This is a genomic window from Bradyrhizobium sp. Ken51, assembly GCF_055807435.1.
Map to the genome: position 1 here is coordinate 20,027 of NZ_JBVVPB010000028.1, position 20,639 is coordinate 40,665.

Below are 20,639 nucleotides of genomic sequence, written 5' to 3' on the forward strand. Positions count from 1 at the left end.
TTTAGGCCACGACCCTGGCTCCGGCGCCGCTGAGGCGCTGGCGTTCCTTTGCGAGATACTCGTCGATCGCGTCGCCGTGCATGGGCTTTGCGAAGTAGTAACCCTGGATGAAGTCGCATCCCAGCCGGCGCAGGGTATCGAGCTGAGCGCGGGTCTCTACGCCCTCGGCCACGCAGGCGATCTCCATGTCGTCACAGAGGCCCGTGAGAGACTTGATGATCTTGTGGCTCACTGCATTGTCGTTGACGTCGGCGATGAAGCTGCGATCGATCTTGATTTTGTCGAGCGGCAGCCAATGCACGTGGCTCAGCGAGGAATATCCGGTGCCGAAATCGTCCAGCGAAATGCCGCAGCCCATTGCCTTCAATGCCGCGATCGATTGTTGTGCGCGTACGAAATCGAAGGTAACGGCGGTCTCGGTGATCTCGAAATCGATCCGGTGCGGCGGCAGCCCGCTCCTCTCGATGATGGTGATCAGCGGCAGGATGCCCTCGGGCGAGCAGACGTCGTGGGCGGACAGGTTGAACGACAGACGGATGTGGTCGGGCCAGGTCTTGGCCGTCGCGAGCGCGCGTACCAGCAGCGCCTGCGTCAGCGGCCTGATCAGGCCGATGCGCTCGGCGGCCGGAATGAAGTCGGCCGGCGAAACCAGGCCGAGGCGGGAGCTGCGCCAGCGCGCCAGGACCTCGAAGCCGGCGGTGTGCTCGCTCATGGCGTCCACGATCGGCTGGAACACCAGGTCCATCTCGGTGCTGAAATCGGCGGTGCGCAGCAAATTCTCGATGACGCCGCGGCTGCGGATCTCGGCCTCGAGCTCGCTCGAGAAGATTACGGTGCGGCCGCGCAGATGGCGCTTGGCATGATAGAGGGAATAGTCGGCGCATTCATAGAGCGCTTCCGCCGTCGTTGCCGATTGCGGGAATAGCGCGAAGCCGATCGAGCAGGACAGCCCGGTATGGGCGGTGTCGAGCTGGTAGGGCAGCTTGACCCGGTCACCGATGCGTTCGCCGAGCCGCATCAGATCCGCATCGTCAGGGTCGCCGCACACGACGAGGCCGAACTCGTCGCCGCCGAGCCTGGCAAATTCCACCCGCTGCGGGCCGAAGCCCTCGCAGACCTCGCGGATGCGCCGGCCCGCTTCGATCAGAACGCGGTCGCCGACCGAATGGCCATAATTGTCGTTGATCGGCTTGAAGCCATCGAGGTCGATGATCCCGACCGCGACGCGAACGTTCCTGCGCTCGGCATCGGTGAACGCGCTCGACAGCTCGGCGAAGAAGCGCCGGCGGTTCGGCAGCTCGGTGAGGGAATCGAGATTGGCGAGGCGGAAGTTCTCGTCCGAGAGGGCTTGGGTGGCCGCCTGCTGCGCCAGCAGCGATTTGCGGCTCGCGACAAGGTCGGCGAAGTCGCGATAGTAGATGAACAGCACCGTGACCATCGCACCGGTGACCAGCAGATTGTTGACGGCCATCGCCTCCAGCGTCGGTTCGCCCGTCGCGAAGTAGAACAGCACATAGGGCACGTCGACGACCAACGTCACGATCAGTGCCGCCGAGCGCAGATGCATCAGCGAGAAGATGCAGCCGATCACGGTCACCGCCATGTAGAAGGCAACCTGGCTCTTGGCGAAAGCATCGCCGTAGGGATACAGGGCAAACGACCAGAGAGTAAAACCCGCCGCGATCGGCGCTGCAATCCAGTTGGTGAGGCGCAGGTTGCGCAGGATGTCGGCATCGTTGCGGACGACACCGCGCTGGCGCAGCCACCAGAATGTGCGAAAGCCTGTCACCGCGATCAACACGGCCGGCATGATCATACTGAGCGAGGCCGGCGCCAGCGGCACATAGGTATAAGCCACCGCGATCGTGTTGGTGATCAGGATGAAATAGAGCAGCGGGATCTGTTTTGAGAAGGCGTCGAATTGCGCGCGCATCAGCTCCGGATTGTCGGCCGGAACGCGAAACAGCTCTACAACGGCAGCTAGATGAGACTTCAAATTGGTGACAGGCATTGCAATATCAGCCCTGAATTCCCTCAAAACGCGGGCGATCTTGCACGGCGGGGGTAAAGGGGGCGTTAGATTGGCGTCCTCGCGAGAGGTTCGACGCGCCGCGGATCTTCTCGATCCGCGCACCGGTGAGACCGCGTTAACGATATCCGGCGGCGGAAGCGCGGTGATTGGCTGAAAGAGACTGCATAAGTAGCGGCTACGCTCTGCTAACCATATGCGCGGCGAAACGTATTGTCGCACCGACAACAGTGCGAGCCGGTATGGCCGCTTCACCTCTCCCCCGGAGAAGGAGAGGTGAAGATAGCGCGAGACGATCGCTGTTTTCTCGAGCGCCACGTGTCCCGTAATTTCGTGACAGTGCGCGGAATAACCCTCCCTGTCCGATTTGAGCATGGCGGCCATAGCTGCAATGCGGCCGGCTGGGGTTTGACCGCGCGCAGGCGGCTCGTCATACTTTGCGCCAAGGCGAGCCAGAAAGACTCGTCAACACCGGGAGCTCAAATGACCAATTCATTCTCCGTTGTTGCGGGGACGCTGATTTCCCTCGTCTCGTCCACATCGATTGCCTTCTCGCAGCCGGCCTGCGTCACCCAGAACATGGTGGTGCCGCCTGGGGCCAACACCGTCGACAAGGCGGGCCCGTTCTTCATTGATACGGCGGGTCTCGATTTCAAGACGACACCTCCGACGCGCGATCCCTCCAATCCCAACTATCCGCGTGGCACTGAGCTTCCTGACGGAACGCTGCCGCCACCGGGTGCCGAGGGCAATTTCATCATCGGTCCCACCCACAATCCTGCGCCGGAGACGATCGCGAAGGAGGGCGTGCCGCGTGGGACGACAAAATCCTTCACGCTGTCGTCGAAGGAGAGCACTATCTACAATCCGGGTCTGATCCGCGACGATCTTGCCGGCTGCACCAATTCCTCGATCATGACGACCGTTACGGCGCCGGATGACAAGTCGCACATGATCGTCACGACCAGCCACCCAGGGATCTGGTCGCGTACCATCGACGTCTATGTCCCGGCGCAATATGTGCGCGGCAGCGAGGCGCCGTTCATCGTGGTCGGCGACGGCGGCTCCAACGCCTACAAGGATCTCGCCGTCACGCTCGACAATCTGATCGCGCAGCGCCGCGTGCCGCCGATGATCGCGATTCAGATCGGCAATGGCGGGCAGGACGCGCAGGGCAGTCAGCGCGGCCGCGAATATGACGCGGTGTCAGGCGCCTACGCGCAGTTCGTCGAGCGTGAAGTGCTGCCGCTGGTCGAAAAGAACGCCGAGGTCAGGCTGACCAGAAATCCCGATGGGCGTGCGACCATGGGGCTGAGTTCGAGTGGCGTGGCAGCCTTCACCATGGCGTGGTTCTATCCTGATCTCTATCGCCGCGTGCTGGCGTTCTCGCCGACCATGGTCAACCAGCAATGGCCGCATGACCCGTCGCTGCGCGGCGGCGCCTGGGAATATCACAGCGCATGGACGGGGCCGGCCGGGCCCAACCTCATTTCCAAGGCGGGCGTGCTCACGCCGGCCGAGCCGCCCGGCGTGCCGCTGATCGTCGCTGCGCCGACCAAGCCGATCCGTTTCTGGTTCTTCGGCGGCGACCAGGACCTGTTCTATCCGAACCCCACTATTCCCGACGGTATGCACGACTGGACCCTCTCCAACGCGCTAATGGCCAAGGTGTTGGCGGAGAAGGGCTACCATTATCAATTCCTGTTCGTGCGCAACGCCAAGCACGTCGACCGCCCCACGATCGCGCAGACGCTTCCGTCGGCGCTGGAGTGGGTCTGGAAGGGCTACCCTATCCCCTGAGCGAAAGTGGCCTAGCGCCCGATCGTCACGCCGGCGGTCGAGCGCATGGCGTCCTTGAGGCTCGTCGCGTGCTTGTCGTCGAGGATCTCTCGCGTCAGCACGGTGGTCTGGCCGGGCGTGCCGAGGATCGTCTCTCCGCGCGAAGAGGAGAGGCGGTCGGCTTTGTAGGGTGAGGCCCGATCGGTAGCGGGCGCGTGGCGTCTACTGGATGCGGCAAACGCTCCTTGCGAGACGCAGAGGGCGGCAATCACGACCAGTCGCAATGATTTTGCGGGCATACGATCTCCCAGATTCAGGGCGTCAGCCTAGCATATGGGCTGGTCGTCGCAGGGAATAAAGGGTCAGGCGAGAGCGGCCTGGCGTTCCCGCATTGGTTCGCGGATCCGGTCGGGTTTCCCGGGTTCGGCCAGCCGCGTAAAACTGCGCTGGCTTGCATGCGCGGGTGCTTCGACAATCACGCCTTCGCAGACGATCTGTCCGCCGAGCATCCGGAATTCCAGCTTGTCGTAGCGCGGCATCGTCTCGCCGAGCCCGGGCGGCAACAGCCCGACGCTTCCCTGGATGTTCAGCGTGGCATCACCGGCGCCATGGAGGCGGGGATTCCACATTCTGATCCCGGTCTCCGCCCAACGCTGCCGGATCAGCGCGGCGCGGTCGGCGGGTTCTGCGATCTTTGCACGAATCTTCGGCGCGCTGGCGATCTCCGGAGCGGGAGCCTCGAGGGCCGGCTCCGGCGCAACATCCGTGACGACGCTGGGCGTGTCGGCGAGGACGTCCGCGCCGCTGGGGGACGGATCGCTGGCGATGCTGTCTTCAGGGACATGCTCCGGCGAGATGCCGCGATCGGCGAACGCGACACACGTGTCGGCGAAAGTTGAGCAAGTATCCACGTCGGCGGCAGAGGAATGCTCCTCGTTGACAGCGAGAGCGGGGGCATCGACCGGGACGATCTCCAACTCGACCTCGGCAGACGAGGCCTTCTCCGCGACAACGGGCTCAACGCCGTCCGCGAGTTCGGAAGATGGATCGCTGTTGATGATGAGTACGGGGACGTCGACCGGCTCGCGCTCGACGCCGATGGTCGCAACCGACGCTTCCTCCACGACAACGAGCTCGACGTCCGCCCCCGTCTCCCGGCATGGTTCGTCGCTGCCGCTGAAATCGGCTGGCGCTTCCGACGGGTTCTCCGCGATAATAAGGCTGGCGCTGTCGTCTTCGGCGGCTGAAGCCGTGATCGCCGCGTCGGAGTTCAAGGTATCCGCGCCAATGGTAGTGTCGAGAGCCGGGGCGGCTTTTATAATTTCGGCAACAATGGCGGGTGAGGCGTCTGCGGCATCAGGCGCGACGTCGATGCTGCCGCCGTGCGGCGCGGGCCGAAGCCGGGTGAACGCCCATTTCACCGCGGGGATGCGGCGCAGCAACGATATCAGTCTCGAAAGCACTGGGAGTTGTCCAAGAGGTACTCGGCTTGAGGCCATCGCTGATTCGCCAGCAATGTAAAAATCCCCGGCTGTCACACTGATGTCAATGTGGGTGGGACCAATTGCAGAACATCCGCGCTTTCAGAGCGCGCGGCTGCGATTTTGCCGGCGTGACTGTAAGCAAGGTGCGGCCCCGCCAATGCGCTTCGTGCGACACCAACACCTTCGCACATGACGTCGACAAGCTTTGATGGCACGTAGGCTTCTGGAGAGGGGACGATCGCCCCCTCTCCAGAATTTCCAATCGACACCGGCCTACTTTCCGGCGCCGGAGCCGGAGCCTGCGCCGCCGCCGGCCTGGCTGCCCATGTTGTTCGTGTTGCTGCCGCCGGCGCTCGGAGTCTGCTTGCCCTTGCTGTCGGCGGCCTCGTTCTGCATGTTCGACGACGTGCCGGTCGTCATGCCTTTGGTCGCGGGGCCTCGCGACGAGGGGCCAACGTCGCCCTGGCCGGATGCGCCGGGGGCGGGTTGTGTCTGCGCGACGGCGCCGCCGGTCGCCAGCGCCATGATGCACGCGGATGCCAAAATGAGCTTCTTCATCTGGTTTCCTCCTGGGTTGACTTGGGCACAACTTACGCGCGGAGCGGACGTTCCTCACCGGGGAGCGCCGCGAGGATCATGACCAAGCGCGTTGCGGCGCTTGTCAGGGTTCCCTGTACGGCTCTATCGACGGTAGAGTTTGGAACATCCGGCATCTGGTGTAAGGACGAGGCATGAAAAGGATACTGACTCTCGGAGCGGTTCTGCTCTGGTCCACGATCGCATTCGCGCAGGAGCGCGCCATCACCGTGGCCTCGACGACGTCAACGGAACAGTCGGGGCTGTTCGGTTACTTGCTGCCGCTGTTCTCGAAGGCCGCAGGCATCGATGTGAAGGTCGTGGCCGTCGGCACGGGCCAGGCGCTCGACATCGGACGGCGCGGCGATGCAGACGTCGTGTTCGTCCATGACAGACCTGCCGAAGACAAGTTCATGTCCGAAGGGGAGGGCGTGAAGCGCTTCGACGTCATGTACAACGACTTCGTCATTGTCGGGCCGAAGAGCGATCCCGCGAAGATCGCCGGCGGCAAGGACGTGGCCGAGGCGCTGCGCAAGATCGCCGCCGCAAAGGCGCCGTTCATCTCGCGCGGCGACAAGTCCGGCACGCACGCGGCCGAGCTGCGGCTGTGGAAGGAGGCCGGCATCGACCTAGGTGCCGCCAAGGACGGCTGGTATCGCGAGATCGGCCAGGGAATGGGCCCGGCATTGAACATGGCCTCGTCGTCGAATGCCTATCTGCTGTCGGACCGCGGTACCTGGTTGTCATTCAAGAACCGCGGCGACCTTGCCGTCCTGACCGAAGGCGACAAGCGGCTGTTCAACCAGTACGGTGTCATGCTGGTGAATCCAGCCAAGCATGCGAACGTGAAGGCGCGGGACGGGCAGGCCTTCATCGACTGGCTGATCTCTTCAAAGGGACAGGAGGCCATTGCCGGCTATAAGGTCGGCGGCGAGCAGCTATTTTTCCCCAACGCGTCCCACTAGAAGGAAGGCGACGGTCGACACTGCGACGCTGAGTGCGAGCAGGATCAGCCCGAGCCCGAGCGCCAGCGGCAGGTCGCCCTTGCTGGTCTCCAACGCGATCGCCGTCGTCATCGTGCGCGTGAAACCGCGGATGTTGCCACCAACGATGAGGATGGCGCCAACCTCGGCAATCGCGCGCCCGAAGGCTGCGAGAAAAGCCGTCAGCAGCGAGGTCCGGCCCAGCGCGAACAGCAAGCCGATCCTGCGCAGCGTTGACAGCCCGTCGATCCGCGCCAAGTCGCCATACTCCGCCCACAGCAGGCTCGCCGGCCGGTGCACCAGTGCGACCACGATCGGTGTGGCGAGCAGCGCCTGCGCGATCACCATGGCCGCCGGCGTGAACAACAGGCCGGCCGCCCCGAACGGGCCGGACCGCGACAGCAGAAGATAAAGCGCGAGCCCCACTACGACCGGCGGAAGACCAAGCAAGGCATTGGTCAGGACGATGATGACCTGCCGCCCGCGGAACCGGGTGATCGCAAGTAGCGCCCCCAATGGCGCCCCGATCAGAAGCGCGACGATGCTGGCCGTCAGGCTGACGCGCACCGACAGTCCGACGATGCCCAGAAGCTCTGCGTCGGCCTCGCCGATCAGCGTGAATGCGGCGCCGACGGATCGCGCGAAGTCGTTCATCCGTGCCTGAGCTTCGGCGCCCGCCACGATGTCTCGGGTGCGTCGATTCCGGGACTGCGGAGGTGTTTCACGTATATTTCCCCGAGGGCATCGTCGTGCAAGTCGGCGGCGGAGCGGTTTGGTAACCCGAATTTGACCGGAAATCAAAGCCTCGCGCGCCATGGCACGAGGTGGCGTTCGGCCCCATCGTTTGACGTTGGCCGATGCAGGGACCGTCGGGGCTCAGATCAAGCCGCGCAGCACTTCAACAAGCCGGGCACACTCGGCCTCCGTTCCGACCGTGATGCGCAGGAAGTCCTCGATGCGCGGCTTTCCGAAATGCCGCACCAGAACGCCGCGCTGGCGAAGCGCCGCCGCGAGATCTGCTCCGCTCCGGCTTCGATGGCGCGCGAAGACGAAGTTGGCGAGCGACGGCAACACCTCGAAGCCGAGTTGTCTGAGGTCGCGGGCCAAGGTTTCGCGGCTTGCGACGATACGGGCACGGGTGTCTTTGAACCAGCCGTCGTCCTCGATCGCGGCAACGGCGCCGGCGATCGCGAGGCAATCGACGGGATAGGAGTTGAAACTGTCCTTCACCCGTTCCAGCGCTTCGATCAGCGGTCGTTGGCCGATGGCAAAACCAACCCGCAGGCCAGCGAGCGAGCGCGACTTGGAGAAGGTCTGGATGACCAGTAGATTGTCGTGCCGTGCAACCAGTGGCACGGCGCTCTCGGCGCCGAAATCGACATAGGCCTCGTCCACCACCACCAGCCTGCCCGGCTGTTCGGCCAGCAGTGATGCGATTGCGTCGCGCTGAAGGGCGATGCCGGTAGGCGCGTTCGGATTGCAGAGGAGGATGGCGCTCGATGGTCGCCTGTAGTCGGAGATATCGATCCTCATCGCAGCATCGAGCGGCACCTCGTCATGCGCTATTCCATAGAGGCCGCAATAGACCGGGTAGAAGCTGTAGGTGACGTCGGGGAATAGAAGCGGTGGTTCGTGCTTCAGAAGGGCCTGGAAGGTGTGGGCCAGAACCTCGTCGGAGCCGTTGCCGACGAACACTTGCTCGGGCGCCACATCGCAATGGGCAGCGATCGCCTCGCGCAGGCGCGTTGCGCGCGGATCGGGATAAAGGCGCAGCCGCTCCGCAGCCGATGCGATCGCCGCCAGCACGCGCGGCGAGGGCGGGTAGGGATTCTCGTTGGTATTGAGCTTGACGATGCCGTCCTGCTTCGGCTGCTCGCCGGGAACGTAGGGCGAAAGCGTGTGGACGACCGGACTCCAGAAACGGCTCATGATCTCCAATCCGAATTTGATCGGGCACAGTAGGGTATGCGGGAGCTCGGCGGAAGTGCACCTGCGTTCAGCATTCCGGGCAAATCCGCACGAGGCTTACTGCCGGGGACGTTCCCGCAAGCGCGACCCCTATGCTAGGTTCGTCGCACCACCGCCCAGAAACGAAAACAAGATCGAAGGCCGGCGCGCGCCAAGGCGCTGAACGGCCGAAAAGAGAGGAACACATGCCGGGTGCAGCCCTTCCCACCGCTCCCTCGATTCCGACCGCGCCCGTGACGTCAGCCGTTCTCGACCGGTTGCGGACCATCGTCGGCGACAAAGGCCTGATCCTGGATGAGCAAGACAAACAGCCCTTCGTGACCGACTGGCGCGGCGAACTGGCGGGGCAGGCCGCGGCGGTCGTGCGTCCGGCCAGCACCGCGGAAGTCTCCGCTGTCGTCAAGCTCTGCTACGACAGCGGCATTGCCATCGTTCCGCAAGGTGGCAACACCGGCCTGATGGGCGGTGCCACGCCGTGGCCCATGCACCGCGGCATCGTGCTGTCGCTCGGTCGCATGAACCAGGTGCTGAATGTCGATCCGGTCGGCTATGCCATGACCGTGGAGGCAGGCTGCATCCTCGAGACGCTTCAGGACACAGCTGCGCGCCACGATCGCCTCTTTCCGCTCAGCCTGGGTGCTCAGGGCTCGTGCATGATCGGAGGCAATCTGTCCACCAATGCCGGCGGCGTGCAGGTGTTGCGTTATGGCAATGCGCGAAATCTGGTGTTGGGTCTCGAAGTCGTGCTGGCTAACGGCGATGTCTGGGACGGCCTGCGCGCACTCAAGAAGGACAACACCGGCTATGACCTCAAGCATCTGTTCATGGGCGCCGAAGGGACGCTCGGCATCATCACCAAGGCGGTGCTGAAACTCTGGCCGGCGCCGAAAGACGTGTGCACGGCATGGCTCGCGATTCGCGATCCCAAGGCAGCCATCGACCTGCTGTCGCAGGCGCATGCCGCTTCCGATGACAATGTCGGCTCCTGTGAGCTCATCAGCCGTGCGTGCACCGACATGGTGCTGCGCCACATTCCCGGCACCCAGGATCCTCTCAAGGCTGAGACCGAATGGTATCTCCTTCTCGAATGGTCGTCGGCCCGGCCACGGCAGGACGGCGGCACGGGCATGTCGTACAGGATGGAGCAGTTCCTGGCCGACCAACTCGAGGCGGGCCGGGTGCTGGATGCGGTGATCGCGCAAACCGAAGCGCAGTCGCGCAACATGTGGCGGATTCGCGAGAGCGTGGCCGAGGCATCGCGCGCCGAAGGTCCGGGCTTGAGCTACGACGTGTCGGTCGCGGTCTCCAGGATTCCCGAGTTTATCGACAGCGGTCTTGAGGCCGTGCTCGCAATCTTGCCCGCGATCCGCCCCTATCCGCTCGGCCACATCGGAGACGGCAATGTGCACTTCTCTTTCATGGGGCCGAAGGGCATGGACCGCAATACGCTCTCCCAATATTCCGCGGCGATCACACGGGCCGTCAACGACCTCATCACCTCCATGGGCGGTTCGATCTCGGCGGAACATGGCATCGGCATCGAGAAGCTCGACGAGCTCCAGCACTATCGCTCCCGGACCGAGCTCGACATCATGCGCACGATCAAGCGGGCGCTCGATCCCAAGAACATCATGAATCCGGGCAAGGTGCTTCGTCTCGGTTAAGCCGTTACCGCCGCGAGCCCGGCTCCCCGCGGACGGGATGCCGCAGATAGGCCGGGCCAAACGGGCCGGGCGCGAAATCATGCCGTTTCGCGACCGGAAGGCGGCTTTATTCCCGCCTTGGATGCTTTAAGGAAGGGACAGGATCGGGTCGCACCCGGCCGGGGGCGGTGCTAGACCCTGATCCAGGAACAATGGGACGGGGCCGGTATGGCACGTCCGCAAGGATGAAGGATTTGAGGCAATGATCCAAACCGTTGGCATCATCGGGGCAGGGACAATGGGCAACGGCATCGCGCAGATTTGTGCCGCGGCCGGGCTTTCGGTCGTGATGGTCGATATTTCCGATGCGGCGGTGAACCGCGGGATTTCGACGGTCGGCGGCAGCCTCGAGCGTCTGGTCAAAAAGGAGAAGATGTCGGCGGGCGATCGCGACGCCACGCTCAAGCGCATCACCGGCACTACCGACCGCGCCAAGCTCGTCGATTGCGATCTCGTCATCGAGGCTGCGACCGAGAACGAGGAACTCAAGGTCAAGATCCTGAAGGATCTCTGTGCGACGCTGTCGCCGCGCACGCTGCTCGCCACGAACACCTCGTCGATCTCGATCACGAAGCTCGCCGCGGCGACCGACCGCCCCGACCGCTTCATCGGCATGCACTTCTTCAACCCGGTTCCGGTCATGGCGCTGCTAGAGCTGATCCGCGGCCTGCAGACCTCGGATGACACCCACGCCAAGGCTCTCGATTTCGCCAAGCGCGTCGGCAAGGTGGCGATCACGGCCAAGAACAGCCCCGGCTTCGCCGTCAACCGCATCCTGTGTCCGATGATCAACGAGGCGATCTTCGCGCTTCAGGAGGGGATTGCGACGGCGGAAGAGATCGATGCCGGCATGAAGCTCGGCTGCAACCATCCGATCGGGCCGCTGGCGCTCGCCGATCTCGTCGGGCTCGACACCATGTTGTCGGTGATGGAGGTCTTTTACAAAGGCTTCAACGACCCCAAATACCGTCCAGCCCCCTTGCTCAGGGAAATGGTCGACGCCGGCCATCTCGGCCGCAAGACGGGGCAGGGCTTTTACACCTACAGCGCCTGACAATGGCGCGGGCGGCGGGTGTTGAGTGCTCGCCGCCAGCCTCCGCGCTTTGCGCTGCGACAAAGACGCCGCGCGCAATCGGCCCGACAATGTCGAACGGGCGCCCTGCGGGAACAACGGAACGGATAACAAGGGATATGTCGGATCGACTGAAGGCCGAGCGCGAGGCTGCGGCCGCGCGGCGGAATTTGCTGACCCAGGATGCAATCGAGCGCACGGGGATCACCGAAGAGATGATCGGGGAACTCGTCACCCGCTTCTACGGACGCGTGCGCGAGGATGAGCTGTTGGGGCCGGTGTTCGCGGTCGTGCAGAATTGGGACGAGCACCTGGCCAAGCTCCGGGATTTCTGGTCGTCGGTCGTGCTGATGAGCGGCCGCTATCACGGCTCGCCGATGCGGGCGCATGTGCCACTGAGCCTCGTCGGGGATCATTTCGACCGCTGGCTCGATCTGTTCGAACAGACCGCGCGCGAGGTCTGCCCGCCGCAGGCAGCCGCTCTGTTCATCGACAGGGCGCGCCGCATCGCCGACAGCTTCGAGATGGCGTCGGCGACCTTGGCCGGTCGCATCGCTTCGCCGCGCCACGTGCTCCGCTCCTAGAATACAGAATGCCTGCCTGAGAAATGCACAAGCCGCACTGATCTCGCTACGATCGCGCCGAGCGTCGCCCATTGCACCAATACCGACAGCATTGACCTGATCTGCAAAATCATCATGCCGGTCGCGTAGCGTGCCGTTGCAATTCAAAATATGCGCGCAAATGCGCCTGTTCGCGTTCAATCAGTGCGAGCAAAGCTGTATTGATGCACTGCGGGAAAAAATCTCTGCCTTTTTTTCGGCAGAGTTCCAGCGCCTGCTTGCACGCATGTCGCGTGCATCGTTCAACACATCCTCTTCATCCTCCGACAACACAGCGGAATCCGAAGCTGACGCCTGCAGGGAGCAAACCCGGCGGGCGCTCCTGATGAGTGCGCTGGCCACCACGGCGTGCCTCGCCTGTTCCAAGCAGGTCCAAGCGGGCGAGGATGCGCCTGGCTCCGACGAGCGGCCTCAGAAAGGCGATCTGCTCGTATTCTCCGAAGGCGATCAGGAGGGAAAGCCCGTCACCGCGGCCGCTCTGCCGGCCGGCGGACCGCCGGTGCATGCCTGGCCGAAAGATCCGAAGACGTCGGTCGTGCGCAGCGCCTCGCGCCTCAACGAGATTCTGATCATCCGGCTCGATCCCGCCGAGCTCGACGAGCAGACGAAAGCGCGCGCTGTCGACGGCATCATCGCCTATTCGGCAATCTGCTCGCATGCCGGCTGTCCCGTCACGGCCTGGGTGAAGAGCGATGTCGGCGACAAGGAAGTGCTCAAATGCATGTGCCACAACTCGGAATACGATCCTCGCGCGGGCGCGCAGGTCGTGTTCGGGCCGGCGCCGCGACGGCTCGCTGCGCTGCCGCTGACGCTGGCTGACGGCTCGCTCAGCGTCGCCGGAAACTTCATCGGAAAGGTAGGTGGCGCGCAGCCGGGATGATGGGCGTGCGGGTTGTGCCCGCGTCACGAGAGACCGCATCCGCCGATGGGCGGACGACGGGACGAACGACAAGAATTCAAAACAAGAATTCAAACGGATGAAAAAGGGGAACGCCATGACCAGGAAGCAGTGGTTACTGTCCGGCTTCGTCGCCTTCACGTGTCTTGCATCGACTCTTGCCTCGACCGCCGCCGTATCAGGCCCGATCGAGAATTATTCTCCGGTCACCGCGCAGCGATTGGAAAATCCGGAGCCCGCCAATTGGATGCTTTACCGGCGGACCTATGACGGGCAGGGCTACAGCCCGCTCGACCAGATCAACGCCTCCAACGTGAAGAACCTGACGCCGGTCTGGACCTTCGCCACCGGCGTCGTCGAGGGCCACGAGGCGCCGCCGATCGTCAACAACGGCGTGATGTTCGTGGCGACCCCGATGGGGCAGGTGATCGCGCTGAACGCCAAGACCGGCGACGAATATTGGCGCTACAAGCGGCAGCTCCCCGACGATCTGTTCCAGTTGCATCCGACCAGCCGCGGCGTCGGCCTGTGGGAGGACAAGCTCTATCTCGCCACCACCGACGACCATGTCGTCGCGCTCGACGCCAAGACCGGCAAGGTGGTGTGGGACACCAAGGTGCAGGACTACAAGAAGGGCCAGTACATGACCCTGATGCCGCTGGTCGTCGACGGCAAGGTCATCGTTGGCGGCTCCGGCGGCGAGTTCGGCGTGCGCGGCTATGTCGCCGCCTATGATGCCAAGGACGGCAAGGAGCTGTGGCGGACCTACACCATTCCGGGCGAAGGCGAGCCCGGCCACGACACCTGGCAGGGCGACGACTGGAAGAACGGCGGCGGCTCGGCCTGGATGACCGGCAATTACGACAAGGAGACCAAGACGATTTATTGGGGCGTCGGCAACGCAGCGCCGTGGCCCGGCGAGATGCATCCCGGCGACAATCTCTATACCTCCTCGGTGCTCGCGCTCGATCCGAACACCGGCAAGATCAAGACCTATCACCAGTATCACCAGAACGATTCCTGGGACTGGGACGAGGTCGAAGCGCCGATGTTGATCGACCTGCAACGCGACGGTCGCAACATCAAGAGCCTGGTCCATCCGGGACGCGATGCGATCTTCTGGATACTCGAGCGCACGCCGACCAAGATCAACTACGTTGCCGGCTGGCCGTTCGTCTCCACCGACGTCTGGAAGGGCATCGACGCCGAGAGCGGCAGGCCGATCGTCGATCCCGCGCACAAGCCGATGGTTGGCAAGCGCGTGGAATTCTGTCCGTCGCTGTGGGGCGGCAAGGATTGGCCGTCGGCGGCCTACAGCCAGAAGACCGGCCTCGTCTACGTGCCCGCCAACGAGAATTTCTGCGGCGGGTTCACCGGCGAGAAGGTTCCGCTCAAGCCGGGCGAGCTCTGGCTCGGCACCAAGCCGGAGGACATAGGCCTGAAGACGAAGCCGGGCGCGGATCATTTCGGCGAGCTCCAGGCCTGGGATCCCGTCACGGGCAAGAAGATGTGGCAACACAACTTCCCCAAGTCGCAGCTGTTCGGCTCAGTGACGGCGACTGCGGGCGATCTCGTCTTCGTGGGCGGCACCAACGACCGCAACTTCCGCGCCTTCAACGCCAAGAGTGGCGAGCTGCTGTGGGAGCAGAAGACCAACTCCGGCATCATGGGTATGCCGGTGTCCTATGAGATCGACGGTACGCAATACATCGCGATTCAGTCGGGATGGGGCGTGGATGCGCAGCGGATCCAGGATGCACTCGTGACCAACAATATTGGTATCGAAGCTAACGTGCCGCAGGGCGGCGTGATCTGGGTGTTCGCGCTGAAGAAGTAGGCTCCGCTGGCGGATCGAAAGAAGCGGAGTGTCAGGGGGCAAATGCGGCGGACGGCAACGTCCGCCGCATTTTGCGTGCGTGACGGGATTGTTGCCCACGCCACGAAAGTCGTCATGCCCGGGCTTGTCCCGGGCATCCACGGTCTTCGTGTCATAGCAACGCTCGTAGACGGCCGGGACAAGCCCGGCCACGACGATGCGCTCGCACGCAATGCGAGATCGCTATTTCCCCTCGCGCTCGACCTTGTCCTTTTCCTTCTGGTTCATCTCGCGAACCTTGGGATCGGGATTGTGCTGCCCGGTGGTCTGGGTGGTCGAAGGGGGCGGGGCATTGGCGTTGGGCAGGGAGTTCTGGTCCGGCGTGCTGGGGCGCGTCGCCGTGGTCGGCGGCGTGGTGTTGCTCTGGGCGTATGCGCCAGTGGCCGTCAAAAGAAAGGCGCCCGACAGCAACGAGACTGCGAGCGCCCTTGAGGTGTTGGTCATCGATCTGCTCCTGTCAGATCGATGCAAACGGCGCGAGGCCGCCTTGTGTTCCCGCCTTTATGCTTCCAATTGCTTGCCAAGCGGCAGGCTGCGGATGCGTTTTCCGGTCGCGGCGAAGATGGCGTTCATCAGCGCCGGCGCGAATGGCGGGACACCGGGCTCGCCCACGCCGCTCGGCGGCGTGTCGGGTCCGGGCGGCACGATGTAGACGTTGGTTACCACAGGAGATTCGTCCATCCTGAGGACCTGGAAGTCGTCGAAGTTCTTCTGCTGCACCTTGCCGTCCTTGAAGGTGATCTCGCCGTACTTGGCGAGACTGAGCCCCATGATTGCAGCACCCTCGATTTGCGAGGCGATGCGCTCGGGGTTGACATAGGTGCCGCAGTCGATGGCAGTGTCCACCCGCGGCACCGTCAGCTTGCCCTTGTCGTCGACGGCCACCTCGACGATGGTCGCGATATAGCTGACGAAGCTGCGGTGTACGGCGATGCCGAGGCCATGGCCCTTCGGCACCCGACGGCCCCATTCGCCCTTCTCGGCGACCAGCTCGACCACCTTGCGCAGGCGCGCGGTGTCGATCGGATAGCTGTCCAAGGGCTCGCCGTAGTTCCACATGTCCTTCACAGCAGGCTTGACGATGCGCGGGCTGCCGATCAGCGCGAGCAGCGTCTCCTTCTGGTCGCGGCCGGTCGCATGGGCGATCTCACCCACCATCGACTGCACCGCAAAGGCGCGCGGGATGTTCGAGACCGAGCGGAACCAGCCGATGCGGGTGAACGCCGCGGCCTCCGGGTTCTCGCAGGAGATGTTGGCGATCTCGAACGGCATATCGACCAAGCCCATGCCGAGTTCGAAGGGGGCCTCGTTCTTGGCACCCGCGGCGAACGTCGAAGCGATGGTCGGGGCGACGCTGCGATGGCGCCATGCGATCACCTTGCCACTCTTGTCGAGCCCCGCCTCGATCCGTTCCACGGAGACCGTGTGCAGGAAATCGTGGCGGACGTCGTCCTCGCGCGTCCACTGCACCTTGACAGGCACGCCGAGCTCCTTCGACAGCAGCGCGGCCTCGAGCGCAAAGTCGCATTTCGACTTGCGGCCGAAGCCGCCGCCGAGCAGCGTGACGTTGACGGTGACATTGCCCTCGGGAATGCCGAGCGTCTTCGCGACGTCCTCGCGCGTACCGCCCGGGCTCTGCACCGGCGCCCAGATCTCCGCCTTGTCACCCTTGACGTCGGCGACCGCCACCGGCGGCTCCATGCTGACATGGGCAAGGTGCGGCAGATAATATTCGCCGACGACGACCTTGTCGGCGCCCTTCAGAGCAGCCTCGGCGTCGCCTTCCTGGCGCACGACAAGGCCCGGCTTGCGTGAGGCCTCCTCGAGCTCCTTGCGGTAGGCGACGGAGTCGTATTTGCCGTTGGCGCCGTCGTCCCAGGTCAGCTTCAGCGCGTCGCGGCCCTTGATCGCCGCGCCGGTGTTGCGCGCGATCACGGCAACGCCGCCGAGCGGTTGGAATTTCGACGGCCACGGCCAGCCGCGCACTTGCATCACCTTCTCGACGCCCGGAACCTTCAGCGCGGCGTCCGGATCGAACTTGACCAGCTTGCCGCCTGTTACCGGCGGGCGAGCGATCACGGCATACTTCATGCCAGGCAACTGCACGTCGGCACCGTAACGCGCCTTGCCGGTGGTGATGTCGTGGAGATCGACGATGCCGATCTGGCCCTTGCCGAGATAGCGGAAGTCCTTGGGGTCCTTCAGCTTGAGCCCTTCGATGCTCGGCACCGATTCCTTGGCAGCGTCGGCTGCGAGTTCGCCGAAACCGAGCTTGCGGCTCGTCGCGCTGTGGACGACTTCGTGATTGACGGCCTTGACCTCGGTGGCCGGCACACCCCAGCGTTTCGCGGCGGCTTGCTCGAGCATGGTGCGGGCGGAGGCACCGATCTGGCGCATCGGCATCAAATAATGCCGCGTGCTGCGCGAGCCGTCGGTGTCCTGGTTGCCGAATTTGACCTCGTCGCCATGGGCCTGTTCCACCTTGACCCTGGACCAGTCGGCTTCCATCTCCTCAGCCACGATCAGCGGCAGGCTGGTGCGCACGCCCGTGCCCATCTCGGCGCGGTGGGCGAGGATGGTGACGGTGCCATCGGGAGCGACCGCGACGAATACGCGCGGATCTATCACGACGCCGTGCGGCATCTTGCCGGCGCCGGTCTCGTAGGCGAACGCCCGGCGCGACATCACGGGCGCCGCGAGCACGAAGCCGCCGGTGATGCCGAGCCCCTTCAGGATGCTGCGGCGCGAAACCTTCTCGACCTTGATGTTCTTCTCGAAACCACGAAGCTTCTTCGGATTGTCGATGAAATTCATGTCACACTCCCGTCGATGCGAGATGGACCGCATTCTCGATGCGCTGGTAGCAGCCGCAGCGGCAGATGTTGCCGGACATCGCTTCGCGGATCTGGTCGTGCGACGGCTTTGGATTGTCCATCAGCAGCGCAGCCGCCTGCATGATCTGGCCTGCCTGGCAGAAGCCGCATTGGGGAACGTTGACCTGGCGCCAGGCCTTCTGCACCGGGTGATCGCCGTTCGGATGCAGTCCTTCGATCGTCGTGACCTCGCGGCCGGCGACGTCGTTGATCGACGTGATGCAGGCGCGCACGGCTTCCTTGTCGACGATGACGGTGCAGGCGCCGCACAGGGCCTGGCCACAGCCGAACTTGGTGCCGGTCAGCCCGGCCTCGTCGCGCAGGAACCAGAGTAGCGGGAGATCCGGGTCGCCGTCCCAGCTCTGTTCCTGGCCATTGATCTTCACCTTGATCATGATCGTCCCTCGCTCTTCATAAGCTTTGCTGATTTCAGATTTTCCAGATGCCGGTCGGTGCAGTGCCCGCTGCGCGGCGTCGCATTCCAGCGGTTATCCCGCGCGGGCAGATCCCGGCAGGAATCAGGAATGCCTATGTCATGTCCGGATGTGTTCGATACCTCCCGTCGTGTTCTTGATTATTGAATTCGCGCGGCATCGCGACGTCGCGATCGTAGCGGGATCGCTTCAGTCTGGCGTTCACAGCCAAGTATTCTTGAGTCAGCTGTTCTCGATGGGAAAAGATTGCAACGAAGGTTTGTCAAAAGCAGGGCGCCACGCCGCGCGCCTCTCGATACGGGCACACTGAAAAAAGCTTCGTCCGCCAGAAGACCTGTGCGGACGAAGCAGGATGCCTCAGTCGAGGGAGGGAGAAACGCAGGCGCCGCGGACTTCAAGCAGGAAGCCGGCGGCCCTGCGCAGTCATTCAGAGACCAGGACTGAGGGAGCTGACGGCTCCCGCACAAGCGCAGTCGAGAAGCGGCGGTAGCGCCGCGATTGTCCCCGGGGCCGGCTCCGTCCGCTCGCTGGCTGTGGTGGAACCGGCGAGCGGGCGGGGCGCGGCAAACGTCAGGGAGGCCTTTGCTTAGGCGGCTTTGGCTTTCGCCACGTGCGTCGCGATCGCGTCCATCAGCGCCGGCGACAAGCAGTCATAGGGCTCAAGTCCAAGTTCCTTGAACCGAGCCCGTATTCCGCCCATCTGCTCCGGCTTCACGCCCGATTCGATCACCGACGAGACGAAGGCGGCGAATTGCGGCGCCTGCGAACCCTGCTCCTGGAACAGTTCGGGGTGGATGAAGTCGAGGCCGTAGAACGGGTGGCCCTTGTTCTCGATGCGGCCGTACATGTGCGTGCCGCAGGCCTTGCAGGCGTAGCGCTGGATCACCGCCGATGGATCGACGATCTGGAGCTTGTCGCCGTTCTCGAGCACGGTGACGTTCTGACGCGGTACCACAGCGACGACGGAGAAATTCGCGCCTTGCGGCTTCCAGCACTTGGTACAGCCACAGGCGTGGTTGTGCGCGACGTCGCCCTTGACGGCGACCTTGACCTGATGGTCGCTGCATTTGCAGGCGAGCGTGCCGCCGGCGAAGCTGCCGCTGCCCTGTTTGAGGCCGTTATCGATCGAGGGATGGAGTGCAACAGTCATGGGTCGATCCTCCTTGGGGGTGACGCTTTTCGAGCTAGAACACGACGACTGAACGGATCGATTTGCCCTCATGCATCAGGTCGAAGCCCTTGTTGATGTCTTCGAGCTTGAGCGTGTGGGTAATCATCGGGTCGATCTGGATCTTTCCGTTCATGTACCAGTCGACAATCTTCGGCACGTCGGTGCGGCCCCGCGCGCCGCCGAAGGCGGTGCCGCGCCAGTTTCGCCCGGTGACGAGCTGGAACGGGCGGGTAGCGATCTCCTTGCCGGATTCGGCAACGCCGATGATGATCGAGGTGCCCCAGCCGCGATGGCAGGCTTCGAGCGCCTGGCGCATCACTGTGGTGTTGCCGGTGCAGTCGAAGGTGTAGTCGGCGCCTCCGTCCGTCAGGGTCACGAGATGCGGGACGATGTCGCCGGTGATCTTCTTGGGATTGACGAAATCGGTCATGCCGAACCGGCGTCCCCATTCCTCCTTGGAATCGTTGATGTCGACGCCGATGATCTTGTCCGCGCCAGCCATCTTGGCGCCCTGGATCACGTTCAGGCCGATGCCGCCGAGGCCGAACACGACCACGTTGGAGCCCGGCTCGACCTTGGCGGTGTTGACGACGGCGCCGACGCCAGTGGTGACGCCGCAGCCGATGTAGCAGCTCTTGTCGAACGGCGCGTCCTCGCGGATCTTGGCGACCGCGATCTCCGGCAGCACAGTGAAGTTCGAAAAGGTCGAGCAGCCCATGTAGTGGTAGATCGGCTTGCCCTTGTAGGAGAAGCGGCTGGTGCCGTCGGGCATCACGCCCTTGCCTTGCGTCGCGCGGATCGCGGTGCAGAGATTGGTCTTCTGGCTAAGGCAGCTTTTGCATTGCCGGCATTCCGGCGTGTAGAGCGGGATGACATGGTCGCCCGGCTTTACCGAGGTCACGCCAGGACCGATCTCGCGGATGATGCCCGCGCCCTCATGGCCCAGGATCGACGGGAAGATTCCCTCGCTGTCGAAGCCGTCGAGCGTGTAGGCGTCGGTATGGCAGATGCCCGTCGCCTTGATCTCGACCAGGACTTCGCCAACCTTCGGTCCTTCCAGATCGACTTCGACGATCTCGAGCGGCTTCTTGGCTTCGAAAGCGACGGCGGCACGTGTCTTCATCGTAAACTCCTCAAATCCAGCAGGGCGCCAAGAACCAGGTCCTGGTC

18 protein-coding genes are annotated in these 20,639 nt (G+C 63.8%); 7 read left to right on the forward strand and 11 right to left on the reverse strand.

What is annotated here, in order from left to right; genetic code table 11:
- Position 1: 1 nt before the first annotated feature.
- Positions 2-2,011 (reverse strand): putative bifunctional diguanylate cyclase/phosphodiesterase, encoded by a 2,010-nt coding sequence (locus tag AC0L27_RS32465; protein WP_473321775.1) that lies wholly within the window; start codon positions 2,009-2,011, stop codon positions 2-4.
- A 501-nt stretch (positions 2,012-2,512) separates the two neighbouring features.
- On the opposite strand from AC0L27_RS32465, the gene AC0L27_RS32470 reads away from it, so the two are divergent.
- A complete protein-coding gene (locus AC0L27_RS32470) occupies positions 2,513-3,829 on the forward strand; it encodes an alpha/beta hydrolase (RefSeq protein WP_473321776.1) in 1,317 nt (438 codons plus the stop codon).
- Positions 3,830-3,840: 11 nt separating this feature from the next.
- On the opposite strand, the gene AC0L27_RS32475 is transcribed toward AC0L27_RS32470, so the two are convergent.
- The 3 genes from AC0L27_RS32475 to AC0L27_RS32485 all read right to left on the reverse strand — a co-directional run bounded on the left by AC0L27_RS32475 (position 3,841) and on the right by AC0L27_RS32485 (position 5,850).
- Positions 3,841-4,107, reverse strand: a complete 267-nt coding sequence (locus AC0L27_RS32475; protein ID WP_473321777.1) for a TonB-dependent receptor plug domain-containing protein — start codon at positions 4,105-4,107, stop codon at positions 3,841-3,843.
- Between the two features lie 63 nt (positions 4,108-4,170).
- Positions 4,171-5,271, reverse strand: coding sequence for a hypothetical protein (locus AC0L27_RS32480; RefSeq protein ID WP_473321828.1), 1,101 nt, complete (start codon positions 5,269-5,271; stop codon positions 4,171-4,173).
- A gap of 294 nt (positions 5,272-5,565) precedes the next feature.
- Positions 5,566-5,850 carry a hypothetical protein gene (locus AC0L27_RS32485; RefSeq protein ID WP_473321779.1) on the reverse strand — a complete coding sequence of 95 codons (285 nt, stop codon included), beginning with the start codon at positions 5,848-5,850 and terminating at the stop codon, positions 5,566-5,568.
- 173 nt (positions 5,851-6,023) lie between these two features.
- Between AC0L27_RS32485 and AC0L27_RS32490 the strand changes: the two genes are divergently transcribed.
- The gene (locus tag AC0L27_RS32490) at positions 6,024-6,833 is read left to right on the forward strand and encodes an ABC transporter substrate-binding protein (protein WP_473321781.1); all 810 of its coding nucleotides are present in this window, start codon (positions 6,024-6,026) and stop codon (positions 6,831-6,833) included.
- On the opposite strand, the gene AC0L27_RS32495 is transcribed toward AC0L27_RS32490, so the two are convergent.
- Together AC0L27_RS32495 and hisC are read right to left on the reverse strand one after the other, a co-directional pair.
- The gene (locus AC0L27_RS32495) at positions 6,807-7,505 is read right to left on the reverse strand and encodes an ABC transporter permease (RefSeq protein ID WP_473321830.1); all 699 of its coding nucleotides are present in this window, start codon (positions 7,503-7,505) and stop codon (positions 6,807-6,809) included. The genes AC0L27_RS32490 and AC0L27_RS32495 overlap by 27 nt on opposite strands.
- 222 nt (positions 7,506-7,727) lie before the next feature.
- Positions 7,728-8,780, reverse strand: coding sequence for a histidinol-phosphate transaminase (hisC, locus tag AC0L27_RS32500; protein WP_473321783.1), 1,053 nt, complete (start codon positions 8,778-8,780; stop codon positions 7,728-7,730).
- 224 nt (positions 8,781-9,004) lie between these two features.
- Here hisC and AC0L27_RS32505 point away from each other — a divergent pair, with 224 nt between their 5' ends.
- From AC0L27_RS32505 to AC0L27_RS32525, 5 genes are all read left to right on the forward strand, one after another.
- Positions 9,005-10,483 (forward strand): FAD-binding oxidoreductase, encoded by a 1,479-nt coding sequence (locus AC0L27_RS32505; protein ID WP_473321784.1) that lies wholly within the window; start codon positions 9,005-9,007, stop codon positions 10,481-10,483.
- Positions 10,484-10,724: 241 nt separating this feature from the next.
- The gene (locus AC0L27_RS32510; protein WP_354065532.1) at positions 10,725-11,576 is read left to right on the forward strand and encodes a 3-hydroxybutyryl-CoA dehydrogenase; all 852 of its coding nucleotides are present in this window, start codon (positions 10,725-10,727) and stop codon (positions 11,574-11,576) included.
- Between the two features lie 137 nt (positions 11,577-11,713).
- Positions 11,714-12,178: a group III truncated hemoglobin gene (locus tag AC0L27_RS32515; RefSeq protein ID WP_354065534.1), complete on the forward strand. Its 465-nt coding sequence runs from the start codon at positions 11,714-11,716 to the stop codon at positions 12,176-12,178.
- 265 nt (positions 12,179-12,443) lie between these two features.
- Positions 12,444-13,097, forward strand: coding sequence for a QcrA and Rieske domain-containing protein (locus AC0L27_RS32520; protein ID WP_473321785.1), 654 nt, complete (start codon positions 12,444-12,446; stop codon positions 13,095-13,097).
- Positions 13,098-13,212: 115 nt separating this feature from the next.
- A complete protein-coding gene (locus AC0L27_RS32525) occupies positions 13,213-14,952 on the forward strand; it encodes a methanol/ethanol family PQQ-dependent dehydrogenase (protein WP_354065538.1) in 1,740 nt (579 codons plus the stop codon).
- A gap of 222 nt (positions 14,953-15,174) precedes the next feature.
- On the opposite strand, the gene AC0L27_RS32530 is transcribed toward AC0L27_RS32525, so the two are convergent.
- From AC0L27_RS32530 to AC0L27_RS32550, 5 genes are all read right to left on the reverse strand, one after another.
- Entirely contained in the window at positions 15,175-15,435 is a 261-nt protein-coding gene (locus tag AC0L27_RS32530) for a hypothetical protein (RefSeq protein WP_473321787.1), read from the reverse strand.
- 57 nt (positions 15,436-15,492) lie between these two features.
- Positions 15,493-17,805, reverse strand: a complete 2,313-nt coding sequence (locus AC0L27_RS32535) for a xanthine dehydrogenase family protein molybdopterin-binding subunit (RefSeq protein ID WP_473321789.1) — start codon at positions 17,803-17,805, stop codon at positions 15,493-15,495.
- A 1-nt stretch (position 17,806) separates the two neighbouring features.
- Positions 17,807-18,259 carry a (2Fe-2S)-binding protein gene (locus AC0L27_RS32540; RefSeq protein ID WP_007612984.1) on the reverse strand — a complete coding sequence of 151 codons (453 nt, stop codon included), beginning with the start codon at positions 18,257-18,259 and terminating at the stop codon, positions 17,807-17,809.
- 625 nt (positions 18,260-18,884) lie between these two features.
- Complete coding sequence (gene gfa / locus AC0L27_RS32545; protein ID WP_275173223.1) at positions 18,885-19,448, reverse strand: S-(hydroxymethyl)glutathione synthase; 564 nt, start codon at positions 19,446-19,448, stop codon at positions 18,885-18,887.
- Positions 19,449-19,482: 34 nt separating this feature from the next.
- Positions 19,483-20,592, reverse strand: a complete 1,110-nt coding sequence (locus AC0L27_RS32550) for an S-(hydroxymethyl)glutathione dehydrogenase/class III alcohol dehydrogenase (protein ID WP_027566533.1) — start codon at positions 20,590-20,592, stop codon at positions 19,483-19,485.
- Between the last annotated feature and the right edge of the window lie 47 nt (positions 20,593-20,639).

Coding starts and splice junctions, on each gene's coding strand:
- AC0L27_RS32465 (WP_473321775.1), bottom strand. CDS start 2,011: ATGCCTGTCACCAATTTGAAGTCTCATCTAGCTGCCGTTGTAGAGCTG.
- AC0L27_RS32470 (WP_473321776.1), top strand. CDS start 2,513: ATGACCAATTCATTCTCCGTTGTTGCGGGGACGCTGATTTCCCTCGTC.
- AC0L27_RS32475 (WP_473321777.1), bottom strand. CDS start 4,107: ATGCCCGCAAAATCATTGCGACTGGTCGTGATTGCCGCCCTCTGCGTC.
- AC0L27_RS32485 (WP_473321779.1), bottom strand. CDS start 5,850: ATGAAGAAGCTCATTTTGGCATCCGCGTGCATCATGGCGCTGGCGACC.
- AC0L27_RS32490 (WP_473321781.1), top strand. CDS start 6,024: ATGAAAAGGATACTGACTCTCGGAGCGGTTCTGCTCTGGTCCACGATC.
- AC0L27_RS32495 (WP_473321830.1), bottom strand. CDS start 7,505: ATGAACGACTTCGCGCGATCCGTCGGCGCCGCATTCACGCTGATCGGC.
- hisC (WP_473321783.1), bottom strand. CDS start 8,780: ATGAGCCGTTTCTGGAGTCCGGTCGTCCACACGCTTTCGCCCTACGTT.
- AC0L27_RS32505 (WP_473321784.1), top strand. CDS start 9,005: ATGCCGGGTGCAGCCCTTCCCACCGCTCCCTCGATTCCGACCGCGCCC.
- AC0L27_RS32510 (WP_354065532.1), top strand. CDS start 10,725: ATGATCCAAACCGTTGGCATCATCGGGGCAGGGACAATGGGCAACGGC.
- AC0L27_RS32515 (WP_354065534.1), top strand. CDS start 11,714: ATGTCGGATCGACTGAAGGCCGAGCGCGAGGCTGCGGCCGCGCGGCGG.
- AC0L27_RS32520 (WP_473321785.1), top strand. CDS start 12,444: ATGTCGCGTGCATCGTTCAACACATCCTCTTCATCCTCCGACAACACA.
- AC0L27_RS32525 (WP_354065538.1), top strand. CDS start 13,213: ATGACCAGGAAGCAGTGGTTACTGTCCGGCTTCGTCGCCTTCACGTGT.
- AC0L27_RS32530 (WP_473321787.1), bottom strand. CDS start 15,435: ATGACCAACACCTCAAGGGCGCTCGCAGTCTCGTTGCTGTCGGGCGCC.
- AC0L27_RS32535 (WP_473321789.1), bottom strand. CDS start 17,805: ATGAATTTCATCGACAATCCGAAGAAGCTTCGTGGTTTCGAGAAGAAC.
- AC0L27_RS32540 (WP_007612984.1), bottom strand. CDS start 18,259: ATGATCAAGGTGAAGATCAATGGCCAGGAACAGAGCTGGGACGGCGAC.
- gfa (WP_275173223.1), bottom strand. CDS start 19,448: ATGACTGTTGCACTCCATCCCTCGATCGATAACGGCCTCAAACAGGGC.
- AC0L27_RS32550 (WP_027566533.1), bottom strand. CDS start 20,592: ATGAAGACACGTGCCGCCGTCGCTTTCGAAGCCAAGAAGCCGCTCGAG.